This is a genomic window from Povalibacter uvarum, assembly GCF_014202975.1.
GTDB lineage: Bacteria > Pseudomonadota > Gammaproteobacteria > Steroidobacterales > Steroidobacteraceae > Steroidobacter > Steroidobacter uvarum.
Genome location: NZ_JACHHZ010000008.1, coordinates 47,489 through 73,350, shown reverse-complemented (window position 1 = coordinate 73,350; position 25,862 = coordinate 47,489). Strand labels below are relative to the sequence as shown.

The following is a 25,862-nucleotide window of genomic DNA, read 5'->3' as shown; positions in this document are numbered from 1 at the left end:
TGCCCGACAGCCTGCGCGGCACAAGACGACATGATTGCTGCATCGGTTCTGATCACAGGCGCAGGCATTGCCGGTATGTCAGCGGCAATCGTGCTCGCCCGTGCCGGCGTGAAAGTCGATCTCGTCGAATGGGATCCCAGCTGGCGAGTCGCGGGCACTGGCATCACGATCACGGGGCCGACGCTGCGTGCCTTGCATTCCCTGGGTGTTCTCGAAGAGGTGCGCCAGCTCGGATATACCGGGCATGGAATCCGCATCTGTGGAATGGACGGAGCGACGCTGCAGGAACTGCAGACGCCGGCGCCCAAAGGGATCGATGGTCTCGAGGGCAGCGGTGGAATTCTCAGGCCGGTGCTGCATGAGTTGCTGGCGCGACGTGTGCGCGAGCTGGGCGTGAATGTGCGGCTCGGGTTGAGTGTCGAGGCAATGACCGAACGTGACGGGCATGTTCACGTCGTGTTCACTGACTGGAGCACTGGCGACTATGACTTCGTCATCGGTGCCGACGGCGCTCACTCGCGCATTCGTGAGCTTCTGTTTCCCGATGCGCCGAAGCCTGAGTACACGGGGCAGAGCGTGTGGCGAGTCGTCGTGCCGCGTCCGCCGTCCATCGATCGTCGCCACTACTTTCTCGGGGGACCGGTCAAGGTAGGTTTGAGTCCGGTATCGCGGGACGAGATGTACTTGTTTCTGCTGCAAGCGCGTCCGCGCCGCGATCGAATCCCGCAGTTTGGTGCACACGGCGAGCTGGCACGCTTGCTCGAAGGCTACGGGGGAATTCTGAGCGAGATACGTGCCGCGCTGGGAATTCACTCGTCCATTGTTTTTCGACCGGTTGATGCGCTGGTTCTCGATGCACCATGGTTCCGGGGTCGTGCCCTTCTGATCGGTGACGCCGCTCACCCGACGAGCCCCCAGCTTGCATCGGGCGCCGGCATGGCGATCGAGGACGCGCTGGTGTTGGGTGAGGAGCTTCTGCGTGCTGAGTCGATCGAGAAGGCATGCGATGCTTTCATGCGTCGACGGTTCGGGCGATGCGGGCTGGTCGTCAGAAACTCGCTGGAAATCGGCCGCGTGGAGAAACGAGGAGGCTCAGTGGGGGAGCAGACGGCACTCGTGGAGGAATCGCTTCGCGCACTCGCGGAGCCGATCTGACCATGTCGTCCATGCACGCCGGCTCACCTCCTGTCGTCATCTGTGTTGCGCCCAACGGTGCACGTCGTGGCAAGGCCGATCACGCGCGATTGCCGATGACCGCTGCGGAGCTTGCCGATGAGGCAGCCCAGATCGTCGAGGCCGGTGCACATGTGTTGCATCTGCATGTTCGCGACGCGCAAGGGCGGCATAGCCTTGATCCGGAGTTGTACCGAGAAGCGATCGCGGCAATTCGTGCCCGCGTAGGCGATGACCTCCTGGTGCAGGTCACCACGGAAAGTGCGGGTCTCTATCGTGCGGAACAACAGGTCGCCGTGATCCGCAACCTTGTCCCCCGATACATGTCGATGGCGATCCGCGAGCTGATACCCGACGAGTCTCATGAGTCAGCTGCTGCCGGCTTCCTTGCGTGGGCCGCACAGCAGGCGATCGGAATCCAGTTCATTCTCTACACGGCGGCGGATGTCGCCGCATTGACCCGGTTGCATTCGCGCGGGCTCATTGCGGTCGATCGCCCGCACGGCTTGTTCGTTGTCGGACGACACGCGGTCAATGGCCTGTCGAATCCGCGTGACCTGCTGACGTTCATCGCGGACTGGCCGATGGACTGGCCGTGGACTGTGTGCGCCTTCGGCAGGACGGAGCCGCTGTGTCTGGCGGCCGCTATCGCTCTCGGCGGGCATGTGCGGGTGGGTTTCGAGAACAATCTGATGGCGCCGGATGGCACGCTCGCGAAGGACAACGCTGCATCCGTGACCAATGTGCGCCAGATGATCGAGTGCACCGGTCGTCCGCTGGCAACACGCGATGAGGCTGGGGCCCTATACCGGACGTGAGGGCGTCAGTCGCACTGCTCGGTCTTGCTCGTTCGCCACTCGCGCGGCGTCATTCCGTAGCGTTGCTTGAAGGTCCGGCTGAAGTGGCAGATGTCACTGAACCCCCATGCGAAGGCAATGGCGCCGATCGGTCTGGCGCGCAGTGCTGACGTGCCGAGATCGCGGCGGCATCGCTCCAGGCGTTCGTGCCAGACCCACTTCATGAGTGACGCAGAGGAGGGATTGAACAGTTCGTAGACGCGGCGGATCGACAGACTTACGCCCTCGGCGATCATCTTCGCGTCGAGCCTCGGATCGCGAAGGTGCTCCTTTGCGAACTGCTGGATACGGTGCCTGTGCAGCAGCGTCAGGCGTGAGCTGCATTCGAGCGATGCGGCATCCGCGCCGTCCAGCGCAGTGACCAGCATGTAAGGAAGTGCGTCCGCCAGTGAATCCGTAGCGTGCTCGTCGAGCTCATGAGCGATCGCAAACATCTGATCGACCATGCTGGCGAAGATGCGTCCGGGTCCGTTGCGCAGGTCGATCCGGCGCGCCGTCACTTCTTCCAGTTGCGGCAACACTGCTCGAACCGAGTCGGCGGAGAGATAGACGGACCGGGCGCGCACCGCGGATGTTTCAATGGAGAACGGCCGCGAAGGATCGAGAACGAACATCTGACCCGCGTCGATCTGCTGGCTGCGGCCGGACTGGGACACGAGGCCGCTGCCTTCCTGGTGGATCGAGATGAGCAGGCGGCCTGGTGCGTCGCAACGGGGCTGGCTGCAATGCGTGCGATGCGGCGAGAACTCGAGCTCCGCGAAGCGCAGGCGCCGGCCGCTATAGGCCGTCACTCGCGTCCGCAGCGGTTCGTTGGAAGTCGCCTCAACGACCAGTCCCAGCGAGAACCGCCGCTCCATTTCCCGCTGGAACTGACGGCTGCGCGCGGTCTGAGGCACCTGATCGGACGAGAAAGTCTCGATGTGCACCGTGTCACCCCTGATTTCTGCAGCGGCCGTGGTTATCGGTTTGCGTCGGCATTCGCCCGGTCGCTCTATCAAGAGACGTGCCGGAGGGTCCGGTGTCGACATTCTTGTGCGCCGGTTGCCGCTGACAGGGTCAATTCGGGCCGCATGCCGGGACCAGCCCGCCTGTCGCTGGTTGTCTAGGATGGATACGATCGGTGCATTCCACCGGTGTGGCAGCTCGCGGGGCAAGCAAGTGATGGCGGGATCAGACCATTCAGAACAGAGCCGAAGATCGCATGGTCGAGGCAGGCCCGCCCGATTCCGCCAGGGCCGCCGTTGAGTATGCAATCGCGGCCCGTGCAGGACGGCAACCTGCGCTCGCTCGTGCTCTGCGCGCTGGCAGCGCTGTTCGAGGGCTTCGACAATCAGTCGATGGGTGTTGCGGCGCCGCGCCTCATTCCCGAGTTCGGCCTGGCGCCCGGCGCCATTTCCTGGGTATTCAGCGCTGCGACGTTCGGCCTTCTCGTCGGAGCGATCATTGGCGGGCGTGTCGCCGACCGGGTCGGCAGAAAGCCGGTCCTGATTGCTTCGCTGATGGTCATGGGGTTGTGTTCCTGTGCAACGGCGCTCGCCAATAGCGTCGAGTCCCTGCTGCTCGCGCGATTCCTGACCGGTCTCGGGCTGGGCGGTGCCATGCCCAATTTCATCGCTCTGGCCGCCGAGATGGTCGAGCCGCGGAGACGGGTTGCCGTAGTCACCGTTGTGACAGCGGCGCTGCCGTTCGGTGGCGCTCTTGCGGGCATGCTGTCGTTGAGCCACGGGATCGGCTGGGACTGGCGCGTCATCTTCTATGTCGGCGGTATCGGCCCCGTCGTGCTCGCGCTGCTCATGATGCCGCTGCTGCGTGAGTCGGCGGAGCGCTCTGGAGATGGAGCCGTGCGACCTGACACCGCGAGCCTGAGTCAGGCGCTGTTCGCGGACGGTCGCGCCAGCAGGACGCTGCAATTGTGGTCCGGGTTCTTCTTCAACCAGCTCATTCTTCTGCTGATGCTGAACTGGCTGCCGACGTTGTTCGTCAGGCTGAGTTTCTCGCATGCCGCGGCAAGCTGGGCCGCCATCTGTTTCAACCTCAGCGGCTCGTTCATCGGAGCCCTCATAGCACGTGCCTGTGGTGGGCCGCGTCGCAGCCTGTGGGTCACGCTGAACTATCTCGGCATCGTGGTCGCATTGATGTTGTTGTACTCAGGCACCAGCGTCGAAATCGCGCTGTTCGGATGCGCACTCGCTGGCGCGACGATCATCGGCGGACAGCTCGTCGTATACGCGCTCGCGCCCCTGTCGTATTCCACAGCGGTGCGCAGTACTGGCGTGGGTGCTGCAGTTGCTGTTGGCCGCTTTGGATCAGTTGTAGGGCCGCTCTACGCAGGTGGTTTGCTGGCGCTCGGCGCGGCGAGCTCGGCAGTGCTCGTTGGCATCATCCCGTTCGTTGCTCTTGGCGGTGCCGCTGTCTTCGCCTTGACGCGGCAGCGAACCGAACCCGATATAGCCCAGAACGCGCCCCAGACCCGAAACGAGTCGGCCGCCTGATCACCAGAAGAAGCCATGAAGACGGACACACTGACTCGACGGACACTGTTGGGCAGCCTCGCGGCGGCGGGCGCGTGCTACGGCCTGGCACCGGCCTACGCTGCCGCGAGTGCCCCTGCGCTCGTGGATGTCCATCACCATTTCATTCCGCCGTTCTGGTTCGAGGAGGTCAAGGAGCACATCTCACGACAGGGCGGCGGCCGGATCGTGCCCAACTGGCTGGGCTGGTCGGAGCAGCGGGCGCTCGAGCGAATGGACCAGACTGGCGTTGCGACCGCGATTCTCTCGATCTCGGCGCCGGGTGTGTGGTTTGGTGATGTAGTGCAGGGCAGGCGCCTGTCGCGTGAAACGAGCCTGTATGCCGCGCAGCTGCGGCAACGGCATCCGAAGCGCTTCGGCTTCTTCGCCGCGCTGCCGCTGCCGGACATCGAAGGGAGCCTGCGCGAAATCGAGCATGCTTTCGATCAGCTTCACGCGGACGGAATCGTGCTCATGACGAGCTATGGTGATCGCTGGCTCGGCGATCCATTTTTTGAGCCGGTGATGCAGGAGCTCGATCGCCGCGGCGCTGTTGTCTACGTCCACCCCGGCTCTCCGGAATGCTGCTCGAAGCTGATGACTTACGTGCCGCCATTCCTCACCGAGTTCACGCAGGACACGAACCGGACGATCACGAGCCTGATGTTCTCCGGTCAGCTCGTACGACACCGTGGTATTCGTTTCATCTTCTCACACGCCGGCGGCACCATTCCGATGCTGGCCGGTCGCATTGCGCAGTTGAGTACGAGCGTGCCGCAGCTCACCGCAGCTGTGCCGGACGGCGTGGAAGCAGAGCTGCGGCGCCTGTACTACGAGATCGCCAATTCGGCGAACCAACCTGCGATGGCTGCACTGCTGAGTCTCGTGCCAGCGACACAGGTGATGTTTGGCAGCGATTTTCCACTCGTGCCGATCGAGGCGACGCAGGCGAGGCTCCAGGGCCTGGCGCTGAGTGCTGGCGATCTGGCGGCGATCTCTAGCGGTACAGCCGAGACGCTTTTTGCGCGCATCAGAGGCTGAACGGACCGCGCTAACGGATCGACAGCCGCCCGCCGGAATCCGCGTAGGTCATCAGCGCCTGAAATCGTTGATTCGATGACACCGGCGGGCGCGGGCCGGCATCGTCGCCGAGTCCCATCACCTGGACCACGTTTCGATCGACCGGATTCCAGCGGGCTCCCGGCCCGCCGTTCGGGTCGCCGGTACGAATGAAGCTGAGCCAGTACGACTGCAGCTGCTTTGCGATCTGCTCATCCCTGTCGTCGTAGGGGCGGTGGTTGCGATCGAGCACGCCGAACAGGTACGGAATCTCGGACGAGTGAAAGGTACCGAAGCCCGGAGGCTTCGCGACGGGAGAAGGATGCGTGAACAGGTACGCATACACAGGTCGTCCGCCGATGCGACTGTGCTCAACGGCCCAGCGGTAGGTGGCCGTCATGTAGACATCTCGCACCAGCGCTCGCGCGGATTGCGCAGCCTCTTCGTTCGTTGCGTGCGGATACAACGAGAGCAGTCGATCGGCATCAGCGCCGTAACGTGCACGCACGGATTGCTGAAACTCGGCTGCGGTGACCTCGTTCGACGGCATGAACTCGTCTGCATTGAACCCCGTGATGATCGGTACCGCCGACGCCACCGGCGCGCCCGGTTGAGAGTAGTCCGCCGGCAGCACGCCACCATCGAGTACGGGGCGCAGCTCGATGCGCGGCGGAGTGCCAGGCGGAGGGGACCCGAAGTAGAACGGATTGGCCGATTGAATCTTCTCAGGCGGAAGTGCGCGGAGTTCCGTCAGCGTGGCAGCACCAGTCGCTTTGAAGAGGCGCTCCCCGTTGTTCTCAGCTTCCGCAAGCGGAATCGCGGGGATGCCCATGCCCGAACCGCTCTGGGCGATCGCTCTCGCAAACAAGCCCTTCGCTTGCGGAGAGGCAACAAGAGCATTCACAGCCATCGCACCTGCCGATTGCCCCATGATCGTGACGTTCGCCGCGTCGCCACCGAATGCTGCTGCGTTGTCCTGTACCCAGCGCAACGCTGCGATCATGTCCTGCAGACCATAGTTGCCGGCCGCGGTCCCACGGGCTTCGCGCGTCAGTTCGGGATGTGCAAGGAATCCGAAAGGTCCCACTCGGTAATTGATCGTGACGACCATGATGCCTTGCGACGCCAGGTGCGTGCCGTCATAAATCGACAGGGCTCCGGAGCCGCCGGAGAATCCGCCGCCGTGGATCCACACCATGACAGGTACCTTTGCGGTCCTTTGCGCTGGAGACCACACGTTGAGGTAGAGGCAGTCTTCGCTGGGCCGCGGCGTGTCCACGAATTCGGATGTGTACGGGCCGAACGTACGCGCCGGCCATTCCTGGTAGCAACTCGCGCCATACTCGATGGCGGGGCGGACGCCGGACCAGGACTTTGCGGCCACGGGCGCACGCCAGCGCAGTGCACCGACAGGTGCCTCGGCATACGGCACACCTCGAAACACATCAACGGCGTCTTCGCGCACTCCCCGCAGCGTGCCCGCTTTCGTCCCGACGAAAGGAGCCGTGGGCGAAGCCGCCAAGAGCGGCGCGCCGTTGGCGGCTAACACGAGAATCCCGACCAGGCACGCTGCACGAATTGTCATGTCATCCCGTCCGATGATGGCGTTGATACGTACTCGGATGTGCAGTCTAGGTCTCGCAATGAGTTGCCTCGGAGGCGGCCGCGCAGCCAGTCAAGTTTCAACAGTACGCTGGTCAACTGCGGGCAGTTCCTGCCCGCACAATCCACAGTCGTTCTTCACCTGGGAATTGGCAAAGATGCGAATGGTTGCAGGATTCATTGCGCTTCTCTTCGCCGTCGTCGCTGCGGCCTCCGGTGCCGATGCGATTCCGCCCGGCTGGCAGGCAAAGGATGTGCGCCCGGTTTCGTACGTGAACCTGAAAGCGCAGCGCGGCTTCAAGCTGACGATGAAACGCACGGACGCGGATCGCTGGTATCTGTTCGTCGGAACGACAAATCCGGGCGGCTTTCATGTCATCGACGTTACCGATCCGGCCAAGCCCGCAATCGCGAAGGTGATCGAATCGGAGCGGGGCAGCGCTCAGATAACGTCGTCTGGTGACTTGCTGCTGCTCGGCGCACAACTGCCGTTCACCGATCGCGGCACGCCACGCCCGTTTCGACAGCCTCCGCAGGATATGGATCTGGTGACGCTGTGGGACATCAAGGATCCGTTGAATCCGCAGAAGCTTTCCGGCTTTGCCGCGCGCGGCTGGGGCACGCATCGCAACGGCTACTTCGGCGGCAAGTATGCGTACCTCGCTGCCTTCGTTGACGGCTATCAGGGACAGTCGATCCTGCTCACCCTTGATGTCAGCGATCCGCGGCACCCAACCGAAGTGGGTCGCTGGTGGTGGCCGGGTCAGCGCGACAACGACGGTGTCGAACGCATCCCGATGGCTTTCCACGGCGCACCCGCACTGAATCGCGACGGCACGATGATGACACTGGCCTATGCGCCGGGAATCGTGAATCTCGATGTGCGCGATCCAGCGAATCCGAAGATCATCGGCAGGATCGACTTCAGTCCGCTCACGCAGGTGGGTCCGCCGTCGATGCACACGGCGCTGCGGTTGCCGAACGACTATGTATTCTTCTCGACCGAGCCAGAGAAGCCTGGCTGCGAGAGCGAAACGCTGGCGCAGGCCGGGATCATCAACAACCGCGATCCCGCGAATCCGCTGCTGGTCGCACGCTTTGGCAGGCCTTCAGCTCCGCCCGGTGCCGCGTACAAAACGTTCTGCGATCTGAAGGGACGTTTCGGGTTGCACAACGTGAATGCTGAAACGCACCTGCCGGTCACGGAGAAGCCGGTGAATCGGATGTTCGCGACGTACTTCCTCGCCGGGTTGAGGGTCTACGACATTTCGAATCCGCTGTTTCCCACGGAGGTTGCGTACTTCGTGCCGCCGATCCCAGATTGGGACAAGGGCCATCGCGGTGTGGAAGACGTGCTCGTCGACACCCGTGGGTACGCCTACATGACGAATGGATCAGAGGGTGGGATCTGGATCGTCAGGTATACGGGCGCGACTAAGAACTAGGGCTCGTCACTCCCGCGCAGGCGGGAGTCCATGCCTTTCCGCAAGATGGATCCCCGCTTTCGCGGGGATGACGGATGAGGGCTCAGCCGTAGTACCGAAAGGCATGCTTCGCATGACGTCCGGCTAAAGCCGGACCCACAGGAAGAAAGGAGATGCCGGTTGATGCGACGACCGCGCAGCCTCAAAGGACTGCGCGGTCGTGCTTAGTCTGCTACCAGTCCTTGCTGAAGCGCACCCCGAACTGACGCGGGTTGCCGAACTGGAAGTTCCAGATGTCGTCCGGGCCCGCCGCCAGGAAGTAGCCGTTGGTCAGGTAGCGCTTGTCCTCGATGTTGCGGACGTAAGCAGACACGGTGAGCCCGTTGTCCGTCTCGAAGTCGATCGACGCGTTCGACTGCGTGTACGCATCCTGCTTGTGGTCCTCGTAGTTGTAGAACTCCGTGAAGAACTCGCTCTTGTAAGCGATGTCCGCGTGGAACGTGATGGTGTTGCCAGAGCTCAGCGGGAACACGTGGTCGTAGCCAAGCGTCGCGATCCACTCGGGCGAGTTGCCGAGCTTGTTGCCGGCGAAGTTCGGCGACTGGACTCCCGGCGTATTGGGATCGAGGTCACCGACAGCTGCCTCGTCACCCGCGCACGGTCCGACACCACCCTCGCTGACAGGGACGCAGTACACGTTGTAGAGCGCCTCCAGCTCGTCCAGTTCCGCATTCAGGTAGTTGAGCGACGCATTGACGCGATCGTTCTCGGTCAGCTCGAACACGCCCTCGAGCTCGAAGCCCCAGATCGTTGCGGCGCCCGCATTGAAGACGCGACCGCCTTCCGCCGAGCTCAGCAGAACATCGACCTGCAGACCCTTGTAGTCGTAGTAGAACGCCGCAGCGTTGAAGATGTTCTTTCCGTCCGCGAACACTTTCTTCAAGCCGGTTTCGTAGGCTGTGTTCGTTTCCGGGCCGTAAGTGCCTACGGCGTCGAAGCCGCCGCCCTTGAAACCCGTCGAGACCTTGCCGTAGATCAGTGTGTCGGGATCCAGCTTGTAGTTCAGGCCGGCGAGCCAGGTGGTCTTTTCCTCCGAGCTGTGCAGCAGGAGCGGGTCGGTGAAGATACCCGGCGTATCGCGCGGGCGAGTTTCTGGACCCACGAGGAAGGCCGCACGATCGCGCCAGTAGCCATCGTTCTCGTTGCTGGTGTAACGCACGCCGCCCACTGCCGTGAGCTGATCGGTGATCGGCACTTCGACCTGACCGAACGCGGACTTGCTCTCGTTGTCCGAGTCGCGCAGGTTGTAGTTGATGAAGAAGCCGAAGTTCTGGGTGCCCGGCGTGATGTCTCCGAGATAGAAGCCGGCGAGCTGGTCGATCGACTGCTTGAACAGGAATCCACCGACCTGGTAGATGATTCCGTTCACGTCGCCCGCGAGCCTGATCTCGTGACTCTGCGTCGTCGTTTCGTTCTGCTCGACCACGTTCGCATAGACGACGGGCAGGGACCCCGTGCTCTTCGGGTCCACTTCGAAGTACCGGTAGCCTCCGATGTAGCTCAATGTCGCCGCGGGACTGAACTCATAGTCGAAGCGCGCGCGATACGCGTACGTTTCCCAGAACTGACGACCGCCGCCATTCGCGGGCGCGGCGTAGTTCTCGCGGTTCAGGGTGTCCTGGTATCGCGTCCCGCTCGGAATGCACAGGGTGTCTGTCGTGATGAGCGGGGCCGTAGCCTCCCAGCCAGGTGCCGCGCAGTTCGCGCCCGGCGTGAACTCCGGTTGGTGGGTGTCGATCGCGGCGAAGACCTGTGGCGTGAATTCACGCTCCGAGTACTCTGCAGCGAGGTAGTAAGTGAATGCGCCGAGATTGGTGCCTCGAAGCGAGAAGCGGCCGCCGAACCCTTCGTTGTCGTCGGACTCGAATGCTTCATAGCCAGGGAAGTTGAATCCGCCGTAGTTCCCGGCAGCCAGGCCCGGATGCTCGACGTAGCCATCGCGGTCCTCATAGAACCCGGCTACACGGATACCCACGCCGTCTGTGAGCGGAATCGAGACGCCGCCGTCCGCGCGCACGGAGCTGTAATCGACGCCGTAGCTCACGGCCATGTTCGCGTCGAAGGTATCACCCGGCTTTCGCATGATGTAGTTCACGGCGCCGGCGGTGGAGTTGCGTCCATACAATGTGCCCTGTGGGCCGCGCAGGACCTCGACACGTTCCAGATCGAAGAGCGCGGCCGCGAGTGCCCGGCCGCCGTTCAGATATTCACCGTCGATGTTCGCGGTGACCGAGGTGTCCCCGCCGTCGGACAGGTCGCCGATACCGCGAATCGTAATGCTCACCTCGCCCTGATCCTGCGTGATGATCGCGTTGGGCGCGATCTTGCTGAGATCGTTGGCGTCGTTGAAGCCGGCGCGGGCCAGGTCTTCGGGATTGATCACGGTGATCGCGATCGGCACGTCCTGGATGTCCTGCGCACGCATCTGCGCGGTGACGATCACTTCCTCGAGCAGGCCGTCCTGCGCTGGCGTGGAATCCTGCGCCAGTGAAGCGACGCTCGAAGCGAGGCCGCAGGCCCCAACCAATAGCAGATGTTGCGAACGTCTAGATGCCGTGCCTCGGAATGCCGTGCTTCGGAATGCCATGTGTGCCCCCATTTATTCTCTCGATCTGGAACTACCCCTGACGCTCTCAGGGCGTAGGGACCTTCGTGCGCCCGCGCAAAGGGGCGTCTATGACTAATACGATGAGGAAATAAAGGACGACGCGTTGCCGCGCTCACGGTCAATCGCTTCCGCTCTCTTGGTCAATTGTCGTGTTGCCGCAACGCGGCGCGTTCTATGGTGGAAGGCCTCGACGCGGTCGTCGGGTCCGTTTTGCCGCAAGTCAGGAGAGTCCCTTGCCAGCGCAGAGAATGAAGAGCGCGTTGCTGCGCATGATCGCGGTGACCCTGGTCATCGCCGCAGTTCCCGCATCGGCTGCGCAACCTGCTCCCCAGATGACGCCGGCACAGATGATCGCCGCGCAGCGCAGCGCCATGGCGAAACTCTCGTCGCTGGACGGCGTATGGCGCGGATCAGGCTGGATGATCGACCAGCCGGGCGAAACTCCCCGGCAGATGACCATGACGTACCGCGTGGGACCTGCACTCGATCGCACGATCAGGATCATCGAGATTCGCGGCTACCTCGCCGACGGCAGCTTTGGGTTTCACGCATTCAACACGATCAGCTTCGATGCGCAGAAGAATGCGTACGTCATGAATGCACGCGCCGCGGGTCGCAGTGGCGCTTTCGACTTCGAACTTGCGACCGAAGGCTACGTCTGGCGGATCGGCGGCGCGGATGCGGGTCTCCACTACGCAGGCTCGATCAAGGATCAAGTCTGGAAGGAGTCCGGCCGGGCGATAGCGCCGGGGCGCGATCCTGTCGCGATGTCCGAGTTCACGTTGCGCCGGGTCGGCGATACGGACTGGCCGGATGCAGGCGCAATCGGACCCAAGTAATTTCACCTGCTAGCCCAGTGTCACGGTCCGGCCGAGGAACCAATAGAGTCCCTCGCCGATCAGGAACGCAGCCGCGATATCGGTGAACAGCGGCCTCGGCATCGCCAGTCGCACTTTGATCAGCAATCGCGCGAGCAGCAGCGCGCCCAGCACGACCGTGACTTGTCCGATCTCCACGCCGATGTTGAAGCCAAAGAGCAGGGCTGCCGTACGTTCCGGAGGCAGCCGCATATCAAGCAGGTCAGCGGCAAACCCGAAACCGTGAATGAGGCCGAACACCAGGGTGACGAGCAGCCGTACGCGTGCGGCATCACGCAGGTGGCCTGTGAACAGCAGGTAGCAGAACGAGAAGATGCCGCCGCCTATCAGTAGCGTGAGCGGCAGGGTTATGTTCGCGCCCAAGAGTTTAGCGGCGGTCATCGCGAGCAGAATGCCCCCGAGACCCAGCGCGACCGGCAGCGGATTGCGGGTCGAGTCACCAATGTTCTCCGCACCGATGAGCACGATGGTCAGTGCGACCAGTGCGTCGATGAACTGACCATCGGGCCGAAGGATCCCCGTTACCGCGAGCGCCAGCGTCAGGCTGTGTCCGATCGTGAATCCGGTGACCACGAAGAGCAGGTCGCGCACACGGCGCGAGATCAGGACCAGTCCCAGCATGAACGACATGTGATCGATGCCGGTGAAGATGTGCATGATCCCCATGTGGATGAACTCGAGCAGCCCGGCACTCTGCAGTTCAGAGTGTTCGCCGGTCAGCTCGACACTCTGATGGTCGATCGTCAGCAGTTGCTCGAAGAGCTCGCCTTCATTCGTCTCGATGCGGGCGAAGTTCGTGTGTGAGGGCACGAACTCGTAGAGTACGGAGGAGCGGATAGCGAGATGCTGCGACGAGCGGCATTTGAACGTCAGCTCATCGCGATAGAACCCCGGAACTGCGGTGAGTGCGCGGGGTCCGTCCAAAAGATCGCAGGCCTTTGCGTCCGCTTCGACACCGACATGGGCTGCAATGTAGGCGCTCAGAGCGGAGCGCGCCGGCACTTCGGTGCCGTTCGAGGAGAGTCGCTTAGCCTCGAGCTCGGGAATGATGAACTCGACGCGTACGCTGTCGCCAGAGACCCTCCACGAAGAGTGGCTCTCGCTCAGCGTGTGAGCCTGCGTCGATCCTGCGATGAACAGCAGCAGGGTACAGAGCACACGAGAGAAGCGGCTCATGGCTTGTAGTCGGCGGCGTAGTCATCCGCGATCAGGATCGTCGATCGGCCGCGCAGAAAGGTCAGCGTCGCATTCAGCGATCGTTCGTGCTCGAACATCTTGAAATCCGTCGCCACCTGCGCGCGGGCGATCGGATAGGCAAGGGGAACCGGCCGGGTATTCGAGACCACCTGCACGATGTGAATGGCGTCGCCGAGGCGCACTGGCTCGTTCACTGCGCCAGCAGAGAGATGCTCGACCTGCGCGAATAGAACATCGCCGAGACGGTACTTGACGGCGAAGTAGTAGTCCTCGTCATGGCGGACCGGCTGAGTCAAGCCGAAGCCGGCCATGACATCCTCGACCGAAGTTCCGGAGCGCAATGCGTTCGCCGCGGCTCGCCCAACTTCCATGTTCTCGCCAGCCAGGACCAGATCGACAACCTGCATCCGGCCTTCCGACGAGAACTGCTCCTTGTGGGTCTCGTAGAAGTTCATGAGCTGCTGTTCGTCCGGTTCGCTGGTGACGATGCCCACGGTGATCTGTTGCGTCACTGCGGTCACGAGTGCGTTGCGGGAATCCTGATCCGTCTCGGCGAAGTCCAGTTCCAGGCTGCGCTGCACCAGCAGTTCCTCGCGGACCATTTCATCGAGAACCTTGAGTCGCTCGTCGCGCGTGGCTTCAGCGAACGTCTTGCCCAGCTCGCTCTCGGTCTGGGCGATGAAGTCGCTGCGCAGGATCGGCCGTTGATTCACCATGGCCACCGATTCGGGCGGTACCGTTCGTGTCGACGTGCCGGCCGCGGTGAAGAGGCCATAACCGGCGATCGACAGGCCGACGATGGCGCCGACCGCGCAGAGAACCATCGCTCGCAACGTGCTCGTGCTTGCGGGATCGAGTGCGCGCTGCATCGCGCTACTGGACAGGGCGGCGTCAGGGGTCATGTGCGCGGCCTCCGGACCGCTTCGAATGCACGTACAGCGCAACCGCGCGAATCTCGGCGAAGCTCAGCGAGTCGATATTTCCGGGGCAGCTGCCTGCCATGCCGTGCGCGATCGCGGCATGGATGGATTCCGCGGAGCCATTTCCGTAAAGCCAGACGGCGTCGGTGAGGTCGGGTGCGCCAATCGCGGGATCTCCTCGGGCGTCTGCGCCGTGGCAGTCGAAGCAGAGCCCGTTCTTGAGGAATACTGTCTTGCCGCGTTCAACAGCATCGGACGGGCTCGCGGCATTCTGTAAGGAGAGGACAAAGGTAGTTACGTCGTCGACCTCGCCAGGCTTGAGCGGGTCGACGTGATAGCTGGCGTAGGGTTTGGCGCGGGCGAACGCGGGCATGCTGGCGAGATTCCAGCCCTTGGAGTATCCGGAGCGAATGCCGTAGAGGACGATCCGCTCGATCTCGCTCAGGCGCCCGGTGCCATAGAGCCATTCGGAATCGGTGAGGTCAGGGACACCTGATCTGCGGTCGCCCGTCAAGGCCGGGCCGTGACAGCCGCTGCACGCTCCTGAATAAGTGAGTGCGCCCATGTCCATCGCATAGGCGACCAGTTGCGGATCCGAAGCGACGAGATCCGGATCAGCTCTGAGCAGCCGCGAGCGCACCGATTGCTCGTGAATGCCTGAAGCCACCGCCGCGGCGGCGAGCGAGGCCGCCAACGCTATCCAGCCGAGCCAGCGCATTAGGATCAGCGCAGTGCGGCCAAAGCGTTCGCTGGCGAGATGCGGTGATCATCATGCCGCACGGCAAACAGGAGCTTGCTGTCGAGGTTGAACCGGTCCATGCCCTCGACTTCGTAGAACGCTTCGAATGATTTCAGCGATCGCGCCGTGCGCCGCAGCTCATCGACCGTCGATGGCTCCGTCAACGTGGCCGCACTCTGCATGACCGCCGCGTCACGCGTGCCGGAGACGATGAGAATGCGATTGCCGGCGGGGCCAGTGAAGCCGGCGACGAAGCTGTAGTCCTTGTATGTCGAGCGCTCCGCCGGCGCGCTGCTGGCCTGGCTCACATAGTGCCGGCCGTTCTCCCGATCTATGAGCTCGTCATAGGACTCTCCCAGCTTGAGTCGCGAGCGCTCGAGCACGAGGTCCTGCAGCTCCCGCATGCCGCTGATGAGACCGATGTACACGATGTGCGACGACCGGATGGTCGTCGCATTCAGGTCTGACGCGAGCACGATCTGGACGCGATTGCGACGCTGCCCCGGCGCGCCGAGGATGGTCATTGCATCGCGCAGGGCGAACGCAGTGGAAGTGGGCAGATAGGCCAGGTTCAGGTCCTCGTAACGTGACCGCTGCCGCGGATCGGACTGAAGCTGCGCCTCGAGGTCACGTGCCGAGTTGATCGAGAACTCACGCACCATCCGCTTGATCTCGCCGGATTGCTCATCGGCCTCGCCGAAGATGTAGTAGTCGCCGACGACGATCGTGATCGGCCGCTGATCCTTGAAGAAGGGCGCCCAGACCTCGCTGGCGCGGAGTTGCGCGATCTCGTCGGTGACAGGCCGGAGTTGCAGCAGCAAGAGGACTGCGACGGCAACGAGCAGTGCAGTCGCCGCTGCCAGCGTGAGTCCCTTCACCCGAGGTTGCTTCATCAGCATCACGAGTGGCGTGACATGGGTCTCTTCAGCTGCAGCGACGGGATCGGCGGCTCCATCACTATGCGCTGCGAGGTTCGCTAGCGCGACTCTGTACTCGCCTTTCGTCAGCGCAAGCCGTGCCATTCCGGCAGGCACGCTGGCACCGATCTCGTCGAGCTTGCGTCGCAGCTTGTGGGCGTAGACCCGGACAACCGCGTCCTGGGAGACATCGAAGCCGGCGGTCTTGCCGAAGACATCGACCGCGATCTCCAGTTCCTTCGGCGGGCTGCCGTCGAGGGAGCGGTCGACCAGGTAGTCGAACAGCCGGTAGATGACGCCGGGTCGGCCGAGCCGGCCGCCTGCGCGGATCTCATCGGCCAGCGCGCGGATCTGTTCTGGCGTCTGCATGCGAACTCTCGCGAGGGGGGGCTGTGGACATTCCAACGTTCCGCCGGCCGCCCGCAGACATTTATTCCGCTGCCGCGGCGAAATTGTCGTGTCGCATGCGGCAGCGCCGTTAAGCACGCTGAGACTCGCGTTCGTTCCTCAGCCTATCGCAATGCCAAAAATCCTCCGGCTGCTCGTTCTGGCGTCAATGTCGATAGCCGGCTGTACCGGCAACGACGCGCCCGCCATCGATCCCGCCGTTCGAGCGGCAAAGTTGTTGCCGGCCGATCCGAAGCTTACGGAGCTCTATAGGCAGTCCTGCCAGCCGTGTCATGCCAGCGGCCTCAACGCCGCGCCACTCACCGGGAATCGCCGGGATTGGAACCTGCGACTGGAGAAGGGTGTGACGCGGATGCGGCAGAGCGTGATCAAAGGCACGCCGAACATGCCGGCCGGCGGGAACTGTTCGCAGTGCACGTCGCAGGAAATGACAGCACTCATCCAGTTTCTTGCGGGGCGCGGCGCCGGCGTGATGGAGCCCTAGTGCCGGTCGTCGACACGCAATTTGTCGACAAGGGCCCGTGCCCATCGTTTCAGCTTCAAATCGTTTCTTGGACTTCATCCGGGGGAGCGGTCGCAAGGCCGCGTCGTAGATGAGAATCAAAAACTGCGCTCCTTTACGCGCCGCGATGCTTGCTCTGTGTGTGCTTGGCGCTTCGCACGCGACTGCGGAAGTCGACCTGACCGGCTCGTGGGCGCAGAAGATGCACGAAGACCAGGCGGATCGCGGCGGTGGCCCCGACATCGGCGACTTCACCGGCCTGCCGATCAACGAAGCGGCACTGCTGCGTGCCGAGACGTGGGACGCGAACAAGTGGTCTGTACCGGAACACCAATGTGCTCCGCATCCTGCGGACTATGGTCCGCATGGACCCGCTCACCTCAAGATCTGGTCCACCTTCGATCCGAACTCGCTCAAGGTCGTTGCGTATCACGTGATGCTCGGCTGGATGACACCCGTGCGAACGATCTGGGTCGATGGCCGATCGCATCCGTCGCCGAATGCGCCGCATACATGGGAAGGGTTTTCGACGGGCAAGTGGGACGGCGACATCCTGGTCGTCGATACCACGCATCTGAAGGAAGGTTGGATCCGGCGCAACGGCGTCGCGCGCAGTGCGCTAGGCAAGCTGACCGAGTACTGGATCCGGCACGAAAACATTCTCACCCTCGTCAGCGTGGTCGAAGATCCGGTCTACCTCACCGAGCCGCTGGTGCGCAGCTGGAACTGGACGCTTGCTCCCGGTCTGTGGATCAACCCCTACACCTGCACTGCGCGCGTCGAAGTGGAACGTCCGCAAGGATTCGTTGCGCACTGGCTGCCGCCCGGCATGAATCCGATGCTCAAGGAGTTCGGCGACAAGACGGGCTTCCCGCCCGAAGTCACGAAGGGCGGTGCGAAGCAGTTGTATCCGGAGTACCAGCAGGATCTCAAGAAGCTGTTGCCGGAGAAGTTGCCGCAGTGGGGCGAACCGGCATCGCCGTTCTGATCCGGGCCTTACGACAATGAACAGAGCAACGCCTGATCCACGGAGTGCCACAGTGAGTTCCCATTCGATGCTGGCCGCCACTGTCCGGACGAGACGTCCATTCGAGATGCTGGCCGTGTGCGCGCTGGCGCTCGTGCCGCTCTCGATTGCGCATGCGCAGAAGGCAAAGACGCAGAAGCCGGTGCCTGTTGCTGCCGAAGCGGTGCCGGCAGAGCTGGATGTCATGCATCTGCGCGGCAACGTCTACCTGATCGGTGCCGCGGGTGGCGGTGCACACAGCGTCGTCCAGTTCGGCAAGGAAGGTGCGATCCTCGTCGACACCCAGACGCCCGCAACCAGCGAGAAGCTGATCGCCGCCATCCGCAAGCTCACGCCCGAACCGCTCCGCATCATCCTGAACACGAGCTTCCTGCCCGAACACACCGGCGGCAACGTGAACGTCACGAACGTGGGTCGCTTCATTGGCGATCGCGGCGAGATCAAGACGGCTTCGATCAAGGCACACGAAGGTGTGCTCAATCACATGAGCGGCGTGATCGGAAACAGCAAGGCACCGGAGGCCGGCTGGCCGGTCGACGTCTACTACATGGGCAATCTCGACCTGCGCTTCAATGACGAAGCAGTGATCCTGATCCATGAGCCGAACGCCGCGACTGATGGCGACAGCATCGTCTTCTTTCGCAGTTCAGATGTGATCGTGGCGGGAGAAGTCTTCACGCCGACCAGCTATCCGATCCTGACGCCGGAGCGCGGCGGTTCGCTGCAAGGCGTGATCAATGGACTCAATCGCATCATCGACCTCGCAGTGCCCGACTTCAATGCTCAGGGTGGCACGCTCGTCGTCCCCGCGTACGGCCCGGTGGCGGATGAGTACAGCGTCGTGATCTACCGCGATGCGCTCACGGTCATCCGCGACCGGATCGCTGACCTCATCAAGCAGGGCAAAACGCTCGAGCAGGTGAAAGCGGCCCGTCCGAGCTTCGACTACGACGGCATCTATGGCGCGCCGCAGCGTGGATGGACCAAGGAACAGTTCATCGAAGCCGCCTATCGCGAGCTCTCGGCCGCACCTGCGCAAGCAGCGGCCGCGCAGTGAGCGCCACACGATGCGTCCATCAGACCAGGAATCCGGAGAACGATCGATGAAACCTGCGCTGGCGCGAAGCCCGGCCATCAAGACGATGCGCGCGATGGGGATGACGGTAATGGCGCTGCTGCTGGCGCTGCCGGCTGCCGAATCCGTTGCACAGCAACGCCGCAATACCAGTGGTCAGCAGCCGGCGCAGGCCCCCAAGCCACCGCCGACAGCGAAAGCCGGTGCGCCGATCGATCTCACCGGCTACTGGGTTTCGGTAGTGACCGAGGACTGGCTGGAGCGAATGACCATGCCGCCCGTGGGCTATCGGGGCAGCATTCCGGCGAACGATGCTGCGAAGAAGGTTGCCGCTGCTTACGATCCTGCTGCCGACAAGGCCGCAGGCAACGCATGCAAGCTGAATGGTGCGGCAGGCAACATCCGCACACCCGGCCGCTTGCACATCACGTGGCAGGATGATGAAACGCTGCGCGCGGATTTCTCCGCCGGCACACAGTCGCGCGTGATTCCATTCAAGCGGCCTGCAGCGCCATCGGGCGAACGGACCTGGCAGGGCGTGTCGGTCGGAAGCTGGTACGAAACTCCCCACTTGAGACAGTTCGCGCGCGCCCCGGCGGACGCCGGGCGTCCTGCGTTGCGTGTCATCACTACGCAGATGCGCGCAGGGTATCTACAGAGAAATGGATTCCCATACAGCGAGAACGCGGTGATGACCGAGTACTGGGACATCTTCGTGCTGAACGGGACGCCCTGGATCGTCGTTACGACGCAGATCGAAGATCCGCAGTATCTGCGCGAGCCCCTGATCTGGAGCACCCAGTTCCGCAAGGAGCAGGACGGCTCCAGGTGGCGGACCACGGCGTGCGGCGACGTCTGATCGCCTGAGAGCGACATAATCGACTTAGGGACTTTCCCTGGCCGTTGACTCAGCCATGGAATGAGCACGATGTCAGGCGCAGCCGGCCCGGCTGTGCTTGCTGCGGTGTTTGCGTGTATGGTGAAGCCCCAGAGGCGGTCGCGTATTCCAGCATCCTGGGATGACGCAGGCGGCCCGGATGCATCTGGGGGGAATCTTGGGGCGAAACGGTCGGGCGCGGCATCACGCGTCGCGATGTCGGGGCGTTGCGGGTCTGCTGACAGGATTGGGATTGCTGTCATGCGCGACCGCGAGCGCAGCCGTGCCCGCGGACGACCCACGTCTGCATTTCGAGATCCAGAATCAATCGCTCACCTCCGCGCTGCGTGAATTCTCGACGCAGGGCAAGGTTCATCTCCTGTATTCATCTGAAGCCGTCGACGCTCACGCGAAGGCTTCGCTGCGCGGCTACTTCACCGTGCGCGACGGGTTGGCGAAACTGCTCGCCGACTCCGATCTCGAATTCGTCATCGATGACCAGGGCAACGTTGCGATCCGCCGCCGTCCAAGGGCGGTGCAGCCCGTTCCTGTGCCCGCGGAGGAAAGCCCATCTGCCCCGCCGCGTGTGGCCGGCGACGACGTCACTCACGCAGACGTTGCCATTGCCGAAGTCACTGTCACCGCGCGTCGCAGGGAAGAAAGTCTCCAGCAGGTGCCGCTCGCCGTCAGCTCCATGGGTGCGCAGGAGATCGAGGTTCGCGACATCCAGAATGCAGAGGATCTCAACGCGCGCGTGCCAGGTGTCGCCGTCAATGGCGGCAACTTCTTCGGTCGAACTTCAGGCGCGATGAGGGTTCGTGGAATTCCCGGCGTAGCGGTCTACGTCGACGACGTGGTGCGCAGCGGTGCGAACGGTTTGCTGATGAACGTCGTCGAAGTCGAACGCATCGAAGTGCTGCGAGGTCCGCAGGGAACGATGTTCGGCAAGAACGCCATGGGCGGCGCCATCCAGTACGTGACTCAGAAACCGCGAACGGACCCGGGCATTCGAGTGAAGGCCACCGGCGGCTCGGCCGGGCGCAGGGACTTCGTCCTCAACACGGATCTGCCGCTCACCGATACGCTCTTCAGCAAGCTGACAGCGGCGACGCTCAATCGCGATGGCTACATCGACAGCACGACGGTCGATGCCGATTTCGGCGACCAGAACGACCGCATCATGCGTGCCGATCTGCAGTGGCGTCCGCACGAGAATCTCAGCGCACTGCTCATCGGCGAGTACGCGGAGCAGCGCAATGACGGTACGCCGGCCGCAGTCTGGGCGCTGAATCCGGTGTGCCCAGGTTCCGCGCCGCCGGTGAACTTCGTCGGCGGCGTGCCGAACAGCCTGTGCATCTACGAAGCAGTGGGGCTGCCTCTCGACAGCGAGTGGACCTACGGCGCGCGCAAGGAATGGAAAACCGCGAGTCCTGGATCGATCTGGGGAAACAGCTATACCTCCGCCGGCGGCGTGCTGCAGGTGGAATGGGAGATGAGCGACCAGGTCCGGCTGAAATCGATCACCGGCTACCGCGACATCGATGTGAAGACGGGGCACGACTTCGACGGAACGCCTTATGCGATCTATGAAGCTTACTCAGCGTCGCGCCGGACCGAATCGAGCCAGGAATTGCAGTTGCAGTTCCGGGGCGAGCGGTTGACCGGAACGAGCGGACTGTACTACTACGCCGACGACAATCGCAGTTCGCGGCAGAACTGGGTCGCCAACGAGCTGCGCTTCGATCCATGGCTCAGTGCACGCGAAGCGCTGGGCGGCGGATACGCAAGCTACGATCCGCCCCTCATCAACACGCTGACTGATATCGAATCGCGCGGCTGGGCCGTCTTCGCCGAATGGAGCTGGCGACAGACGAGCAGACTGACGCTGAGTCTCGGCGCGAGATACAACTCCGATGAGATCCACCAGGCGTCCTATCTGCCTGCGTTCGTCCAGGCGGAGCAGTGCTGCAATCCGAGCGACTCTCTCCAGGCCGCGGGTGATCCGCTCCCCAATCAGTCCGGGACGGCGACGTTCAACCGGGTGTCGCCGCGTGCGTCGATCCAGTATCAATGGACGCCGCGGATCATGACTTACTTCACTCGGGCACACGGTTTCGGCGCGGGCGGATTTACGGGAGGCAATGTACCTTTTCTGCCGAATGGGGGCTTCACTCCATATGGTCCGGAAGATCTCGCCAACAACGAGCTCGGATTGCGCGCCGACCTGTTCGGCGGGCGGCTGCGGTTCAATGCCACCGCATTCTTCGGAATCTACGACGACGTGCAGATCACGGAAGAGTTGCAGGAGGCTCCGGGCTTCCCGCGGACGACGAACGCCGGTGAAGCGCAGATCCGGGGTTTCGAGATCGAAGGGTCCCTGCAGCTGTCCCGTTCGCTGCTGCTGCAGTACGGTGCAACGTGGCTGCACACGGAATTCACCGAGATCGGCAACGCCGAGAATCTCGCTCTGGGTGCGCCCTTTGCCTATGCCCCCCGATTTGCGTACTCGTTCGGTGCGCAGTACGACTGGCGGCTGCAACCCGGCAATCTTTCCCTGCGAGCGGACTATGCATGGCAGGACGATGTGCAGACGCAACTCGACATCAACACCCGATCGTTCCAGCCTGCGTATGGCGTCATGAACGCCCGGATGGCGTTCGCGAGTCCCGACAATCGCTGGGAATTCGCGATCTTCGGCACCAACGTCCTCAACCAGTTCTATCGCATCAACGGATTCTTCCTGCCGGCGGACCAGATCGACACGGGGACGCCGGCGCGTCCGAGGGAGTGGGGGATGTCGTTGCGGTACGCGACGCACTAGGACGGCCGTCCGTCGTCATTCCCGCGAACGCGGGAATCCATCCGAAGAAAAGGCATGGATCCCCGCTTTCGCGGGGATGACCGGCGGACGCCGGTCAAATTGTCGACACTTTCGCCCTCCGGCAGTTATATCCAGTGGATGCCCGCACGGGCGGCTGGCTGACGTCGCATCGACGGCGGAGGTTTCTTGCACCCATTCGTTTTCGAAATCGCCCGCCTGCGGGTGATCTCCGGTCGTGGCTCGCGTACGCGAATCACGGCGGAGGTCGAGGCGATCGGTTGCCAGCGTGTCCTCGTGATTGCGAGCCCGAGTCATGCCGGAACGGCGGCGCAGGTCCATCAACTGCTGGGCCCACGCAGCGTCGGGGTGTATGACAAGGTGGCGCAGCATGTGCCCACGCCCTTCGTCGAAGCCTGCACTGCCGTTGTGCGCCGCGACTCGGTGGATGGATTGATTGCCATCGGCGGCGGCTCCGCGATCGGACTCGCCAAGGCCATCGCGCTCGAGAGCGGTCTGCCATTCATCGCGGTGCCCACCACGTATTCCGGCTCCGAGATGACAGCGGTCTGGGGAATCACGACCGATGGTGTCAAGAAGACCGGCAAGGATCAGCGGGTCCTTGCGCGCAGCGTGATCTACGACTCCGAGCTCCTCACGACGCTGAAGGCGAGGACGGCGGGCCCGAGCGGACTGAATGCGCTCGCGCATCTCGTCGAAGGACTCTACGCGCCAAACGCCAATCCCATGATGTCGACACTCGGCCAGGAGGGAGCACGCGTCATTGCACGCTCGCTGCCGGCGGTGTGTGCGAATCCTGGCGATCTCGATGCACAGGACAAAATGCTCTACGGGTCGTGCCTCGCAGGCATCCTGCTTGGCTCGACCGGCATGTCCCTGCACCACAAGCTCTGCCACACGCTTGGCGGCTCATTCAACATGCCACACGCGGAGACGCATGCAGTCGTACTGCCTTATGCGACCGCGTTCAACCTCGTGGCAGCACCCGACGCACAGGCGCGTCTGGCTGCTTCATTCGGAACCAGCGCGGTTGCGCAGGCGATCTGGGAGCTCGGCGCGAAAGTGGGTGCGCCGCGTTCGTTGCGTGACATCGGCTTCAAGCATGAAGACCTGGATCGTGCTGCTCAGATCGCCACATCCGTTCCTTACCCCAATCCGCGTCCCGTCACGCAAGCCGCGATCCGGCAGTTGCTGGAAGACGCGTTCAACGGACAGTCGCCGGAGTCGAGATCATGACATCGCATTCGCCAGCAAGCCGCGCCCTCAACGACGCTTTGCTCCAGGAAGTCATCGCGTCGTATGCGCGCACCGAAGACGCACGCTGGAACACCGTTGCCGAGTCGCTGCTTCGTCACCTGCACGCGTTCGTCAATGAAACCGGACTGACTCCGCCGGAGTGGTTCGCCGCAATCGACTTCCTGACCCGCACAGGCAAGACGTGTGTCGGTCCGCGTCAGGAGTTCATTCTCCTGTCAGACGCACTCGGTATCAGCTCGGCGGTCGACAACATTCACAATGCATCCTCTCCCGGCGCGACGGAGTCCGCGGTGACCGGACCGTTCTACGCGCCGGGTTCACCCGACGTCGAGCACGGCGCCAGCATCGCGCTGGCGGGGGAGGGCGAACGTGTGCTGATCACGGGCAGCGTACGCTCGGTCGACGGCGAGCCGATCGCCGGTGCGATCCTCGACATCTGGCACACGGCTCCGAATCAGCTGTACGCAGTTCAGGACTCCACGCAGCCCGAGATGAACTTTCGCGGCAGGCTGCGATCCCGTGGCGACGGAACATTCGCGTTCACGACACTCAAGCCGACGTTCTATCCCGTTCCGGTCGATGGCCCCGTCGGATCGCTGCTGACGCTCGCCGGGCGGCATCCCATGCGTCCTGCTCACATTCACTTCACGGTGACTGCTCCGGGATTCCGGTCACTCACGACTCAGATGTACACGCGGGGTGATCCCTACATCGACTCGGATGCGGTCTTTGGAGTGAAGCCGTCGCTGCTGGTGGACTACATCCCTGTTTCAGACGCGGCCTCGGACCTTCGCTGGACGCTGGATCACGAGTTCGTGCTGGATCGAGAGGACGGCGCTTGAACGTGCGTGTGAACAGGTTTGTGCTCATCGCAGTGACCGCAACGGGAGGGCTTGCCGGTGTGCTCGGTTGCTCGCCCAACGCCAAGCCGGTCGATGGCGCACGTGGACCCGGCGGCAATGCGGGCGCAGTGACGGCGGTCGTTACGAGCCCGGTCGTCGAGAAGGAATTGGATCTCCTGATCGAAGCCGTGGGCTCGGCTCGCGCCAATGAATCCGTCGAACTGACGTCGAAGACCTTGAACATCGTAACGGCGATTCGCTTCGTCGAAGGCGAGGTCGTCAGGCGCGATACCGTACTGATCGAGTTCGACGGCGCGCAGCCGCGAGCAGAGCTCGCCGAGGCGGAAGCGGCACTCATCGAGAGTACCGCTGCGCTCGAGCGCAGCCGCAGCCTCGCCTCGACGAAGATTCTTTCGCAGTCGCAGCTCGATCAGATCGAGGCCACCTACAAGGCCAATCAGGCGCGGGTCGCTGCGGCGAAGTCGCGCCTTTCGGATACAGTCATTCGCGCACCTTTCTCGGGCCGCACCGGTTTTCGCCGCGTGAGCGTCGGCAGCCTTGTCCCACCGGGGACGGCCATCACGACGCTCGACGATACGTCCGTGATCAAGATCGAGTTCACGGTGCCGCAGGTGTATCAGTACGCGCTCAAGGACGGATTGCCGGTTGTCGCGACCGCATCGGGGTTGCCCGGGCAGAAGTTCGATGGTCGCATCAGCGCGTTCGACTCACGCGTCGACCCGGTGACGCGCACCATCAATACGCGCGCCGTCGTCAGCAATCGCGACGGCATTCTGAAACCAGGCACGTTCATGTCGGTCGTTGTGCGCGCGGCACCGACGAAGGCGCTCGTGGTCCCCGAAGCGGCGCTCGTCCCGGAGCAGGGCCGCGTCTTTGTTTTCGTTGCCGAGGGCGATACCGCATTGAAGCAGGAGGTATCCATCGGGCGTCGGCTGACTGGCGAGGTGGAGATCCTGTCGGGCCTCAAGCGAGAACAACAGGTGATCGTCGAGGGCACGCAGAAGGTCAGGGACAAATCCCGCATCAGCCAGTCTCAGTACGCAGCGGTTGCGACCGAATCCTAGGAGTCA

Annotated in this window: 21 protein-coding genes; 14 read left to right on the top strand and 7 right to left on the bottom strand. The window is 63.1% G+C overall.

Features of this window, described 5'->3' with window-relative positions; translation table 11 throughout:
- Positions 1-30: 30 nt before the first annotated feature.
- Positions 31-1,155: an FAD-dependent oxidoreductase gene (locus HNQ60_RS26820; RefSeq protein ID WP_184335897.1), complete on the top strand. Its 1,125-nt coding sequence runs from the start codon at positions 31-33 to the stop codon at positions 1,153-1,155.
- Positions 1,156-1,157: 2 nt separating this feature from the next.
- Positions 1,158-1,991, top strand: coding sequence for a BKACE family enzyme (locus HNQ60_RS26815; protein ID WP_184335896.1), 834 nt, complete (start codon positions 1,158-1,160; stop codon positions 1,989-1,991).
- Positions 1,992-1,996: 5 nt separating this feature from the next.
- Here the strand turns inward: HNQ60_RS26815 and HNQ60_RS26810 are convergent, their stop codons facing one another.
- Positions 1,997-2,956: an AraC-like ligand-binding domain-containing protein gene (locus HNQ60_RS26810; protein WP_184335895.1), complete on the bottom strand. Its 960-nt coding sequence runs from the start codon at positions 2,954-2,956 to the stop codon at positions 1,997-1,999.
- Positions 2,957-3,277: 321 nt separating this feature from the next.
- Between HNQ60_RS26810 and mhpT the strand changes: the two genes are divergently transcribed.
- Complete coding sequence (gene mhpT, locus HNQ60_RS26805) at positions 3,278-4,522, top strand: 3-(3-hydroxy-phenyl)propionate transporter MhpT (RefSeq protein WP_184335894.1); 1,245 nt, start codon at positions 3,278-3,280, stop codon at positions 4,520-4,522.
- 15 nt (positions 4,523-4,537) lie between these two features.
- Positions 4,538-5,581 (top strand): amidohydrolase family protein, encoded by a 1,044-nt coding sequence (locus HNQ60_RS26800; RefSeq protein WP_184335893.1) that lies wholly within the window; start codon positions 4,538-4,540, stop codon positions 5,579-5,581.
- Between the two features lie 10 nt (positions 5,582-5,591).
- Here the strand turns inward: HNQ60_RS26800 and HNQ60_RS26795 are convergent, their stop codons facing one another.
- A complete protein-coding gene (locus tag HNQ60_RS26795) occupies positions 5,592-7,184 on the bottom strand; it encodes a carboxylesterase/lipase family protein (protein WP_184335892.1) in 1,593 nt (530 codons plus the stop codon).
- A 175-nt stretch (positions 7,185-7,359) separates the two neighbouring features.
- Between HNQ60_RS26795 and HNQ60_RS26790 the strand changes: the two genes are divergently transcribed.
- Positions 7,360-8,646, top strand: a complete 1,287-nt coding sequence (locus HNQ60_RS26790; RefSeq protein WP_184335891.1) for an LVIVD repeat-containing protein — start codon at positions 7,360-7,362, stop codon at positions 8,644-8,646.
- Between the two features lie 211 nt (positions 8,647-8,857).
- On the opposite strand, the gene HNQ60_RS26785 is transcribed toward HNQ60_RS26790, so the two are convergent.
- Positions 8,858-11,272, bottom strand: coding sequence for a TonB-dependent receptor (locus HNQ60_RS26785; protein ID WP_184335890.1), 2,415 nt, complete (start codon positions 11,270-11,272; stop codon positions 8,858-8,860).
- Between the two features lie 254 nt (positions 11,273-11,526).
- Here HNQ60_RS26785 and HNQ60_RS26780 point away from each other — a divergent pair, with 254 nt between their 5' ends.
- Positions 11,527-12,132: a DUF1579 domain-containing protein gene (locus tag HNQ60_RS26780; protein WP_184335889.1), complete on the top strand. Its 606-nt coding sequence runs from the start codon at positions 11,527-11,529 to the stop codon at positions 12,130-12,132.
- Between the two features lie 9 nt (positions 12,133-12,141).
- On the opposite strand, the gene HNQ60_RS26775 is transcribed toward HNQ60_RS26780, so the two are convergent.
- From HNQ60_RS26775 to HNQ60_RS26760, 4 genes are read right to left on the bottom strand one after another with little or no spacing between them, the layout of a single operon-like run.
- On the bottom strand, positions 12,142-13,347 hold the full coding sequence (locus HNQ60_RS26775) for a HupE/UreJ family protein (protein WP_184335888.1): 1,206 nt from the start codon (positions 13,345-13,347) through the stop codon (positions 12,142-12,144).
- Positions 13,344-14,270: a peptidyl-prolyl cis-trans isomerase gene (locus HNQ60_RS26770; protein WP_184335887.1), complete on the bottom strand. Its 927-nt coding sequence runs from the start codon at positions 14,268-14,270 to the stop codon at positions 13,344-13,346. The genes HNQ60_RS26775 and HNQ60_RS26770 overlap by 4 nt, the downstream gene beginning before the upstream one ends.
- Positions 14,260-15,006, bottom strand: a complete 747-nt coding sequence (locus HNQ60_RS26765; RefSeq protein ID WP_184335886.1) for a c-type cytochrome — start codon at positions 15,004-15,006, stop codon at positions 14,260-14,262. Before HNQ60_RS26765 ends, HNQ60_RS26770 begins: the two co-directional genes overlap by 11 nt.
- Positions 15,007-15,011: 5 nt before the next feature.
- Positions 15,012-16,313, bottom strand: a complete 1,302-nt coding sequence (locus HNQ60_RS26760; protein WP_184335885.1) for a hypothetical protein — start codon at positions 16,311-16,313, stop codon at positions 15,012-15,014.
- A 151-nt stretch (positions 16,314-16,464) separates the two neighbouring features.
- Between HNQ60_RS26760 and HNQ60_RS26755 the strand changes: the two genes are divergently transcribed.
- From HNQ60_RS26755 to HNQ60_RS26720, 8 genes are all read left to right on the top strand, one after another.
- Positions 16,465-16,836 (top strand): c-type cytochrome, encoded by a 372-nt coding sequence (locus HNQ60_RS26755; RefSeq protein WP_184335884.1) that lies wholly within the window; start codon positions 16,465-16,467, stop codon positions 16,834-16,836.
- A gap of 145 nt (positions 16,837-16,981) precedes the next feature.
- Positions 16,982-17,842, top strand: a complete 861-nt coding sequence (locus tag HNQ60_RS26750; protein WP_184335883.1) for a hypothetical protein — start codon at positions 16,982-16,984, stop codon at positions 17,840-17,842.
- A gap of 52 nt (positions 17,843-17,894) precedes the next feature.
- Positions 17,895-18,938: an MBL fold metallo-hydrolase gene (locus HNQ60_RS26745; protein WP_184335882.1), complete on the top strand. Its 1,044-nt coding sequence runs from the start codon at positions 17,895-17,897 to the stop codon at positions 18,936-18,938.
- 46 nt (positions 18,939-18,984) lie between these two features.
- On the top strand, positions 18,985-19,815 hold the full coding sequence (locus HNQ60_RS26740; protein WP_184335881.1) for a hypothetical protein: 831 nt from the start codon (positions 18,985-18,987) through the stop codon (positions 19,813-19,815).
- Positions 19,816-20,116: 301 nt separating this feature from the next.
- The gene (locus HNQ60_RS26735) at positions 20,117-22,654 is read left to right on the top strand and encodes a TonB-dependent receptor domain-containing protein (RefSeq protein ID WP_184335880.1); all 2,538 of its coding nucleotides are present in this window, start codon (positions 20,117-20,119) and stop codon (positions 22,652-22,654) included.
- A 186-nt stretch (positions 22,655-22,840) separates the two neighbouring features.
- On the top strand, positions 22,841-23,908 hold the full coding sequence (locus tag HNQ60_RS26730; protein ID WP_184335879.1) for a maleylacetate reductase: 1,068 nt from the start codon (positions 22,841-22,843) through the stop codon (positions 23,906-23,908).
- Positions 23,905-24,771, top strand: coding sequence for a dioxygenase family protein (locus tag HNQ60_RS26725; protein WP_184335878.1), 867 nt, complete (start codon positions 23,905-23,907; stop codon positions 24,769-24,771). Before HNQ60_RS26730 ends, HNQ60_RS26725 begins: the two co-directional genes overlap by 4 nt.
- A gap of 2 nt (positions 24,772-24,773) precedes the next feature.
- Complete coding sequence (locus tag HNQ60_RS26720) at positions 24,774-25,856, top strand: efflux RND transporter periplasmic adaptor subunit (protein WP_221304478.1); 1,083 nt, start codon at positions 24,774-24,776, stop codon at positions 25,854-25,856.
- Positions 25,857-25,862: the final 6 nt, after the last annotated feature.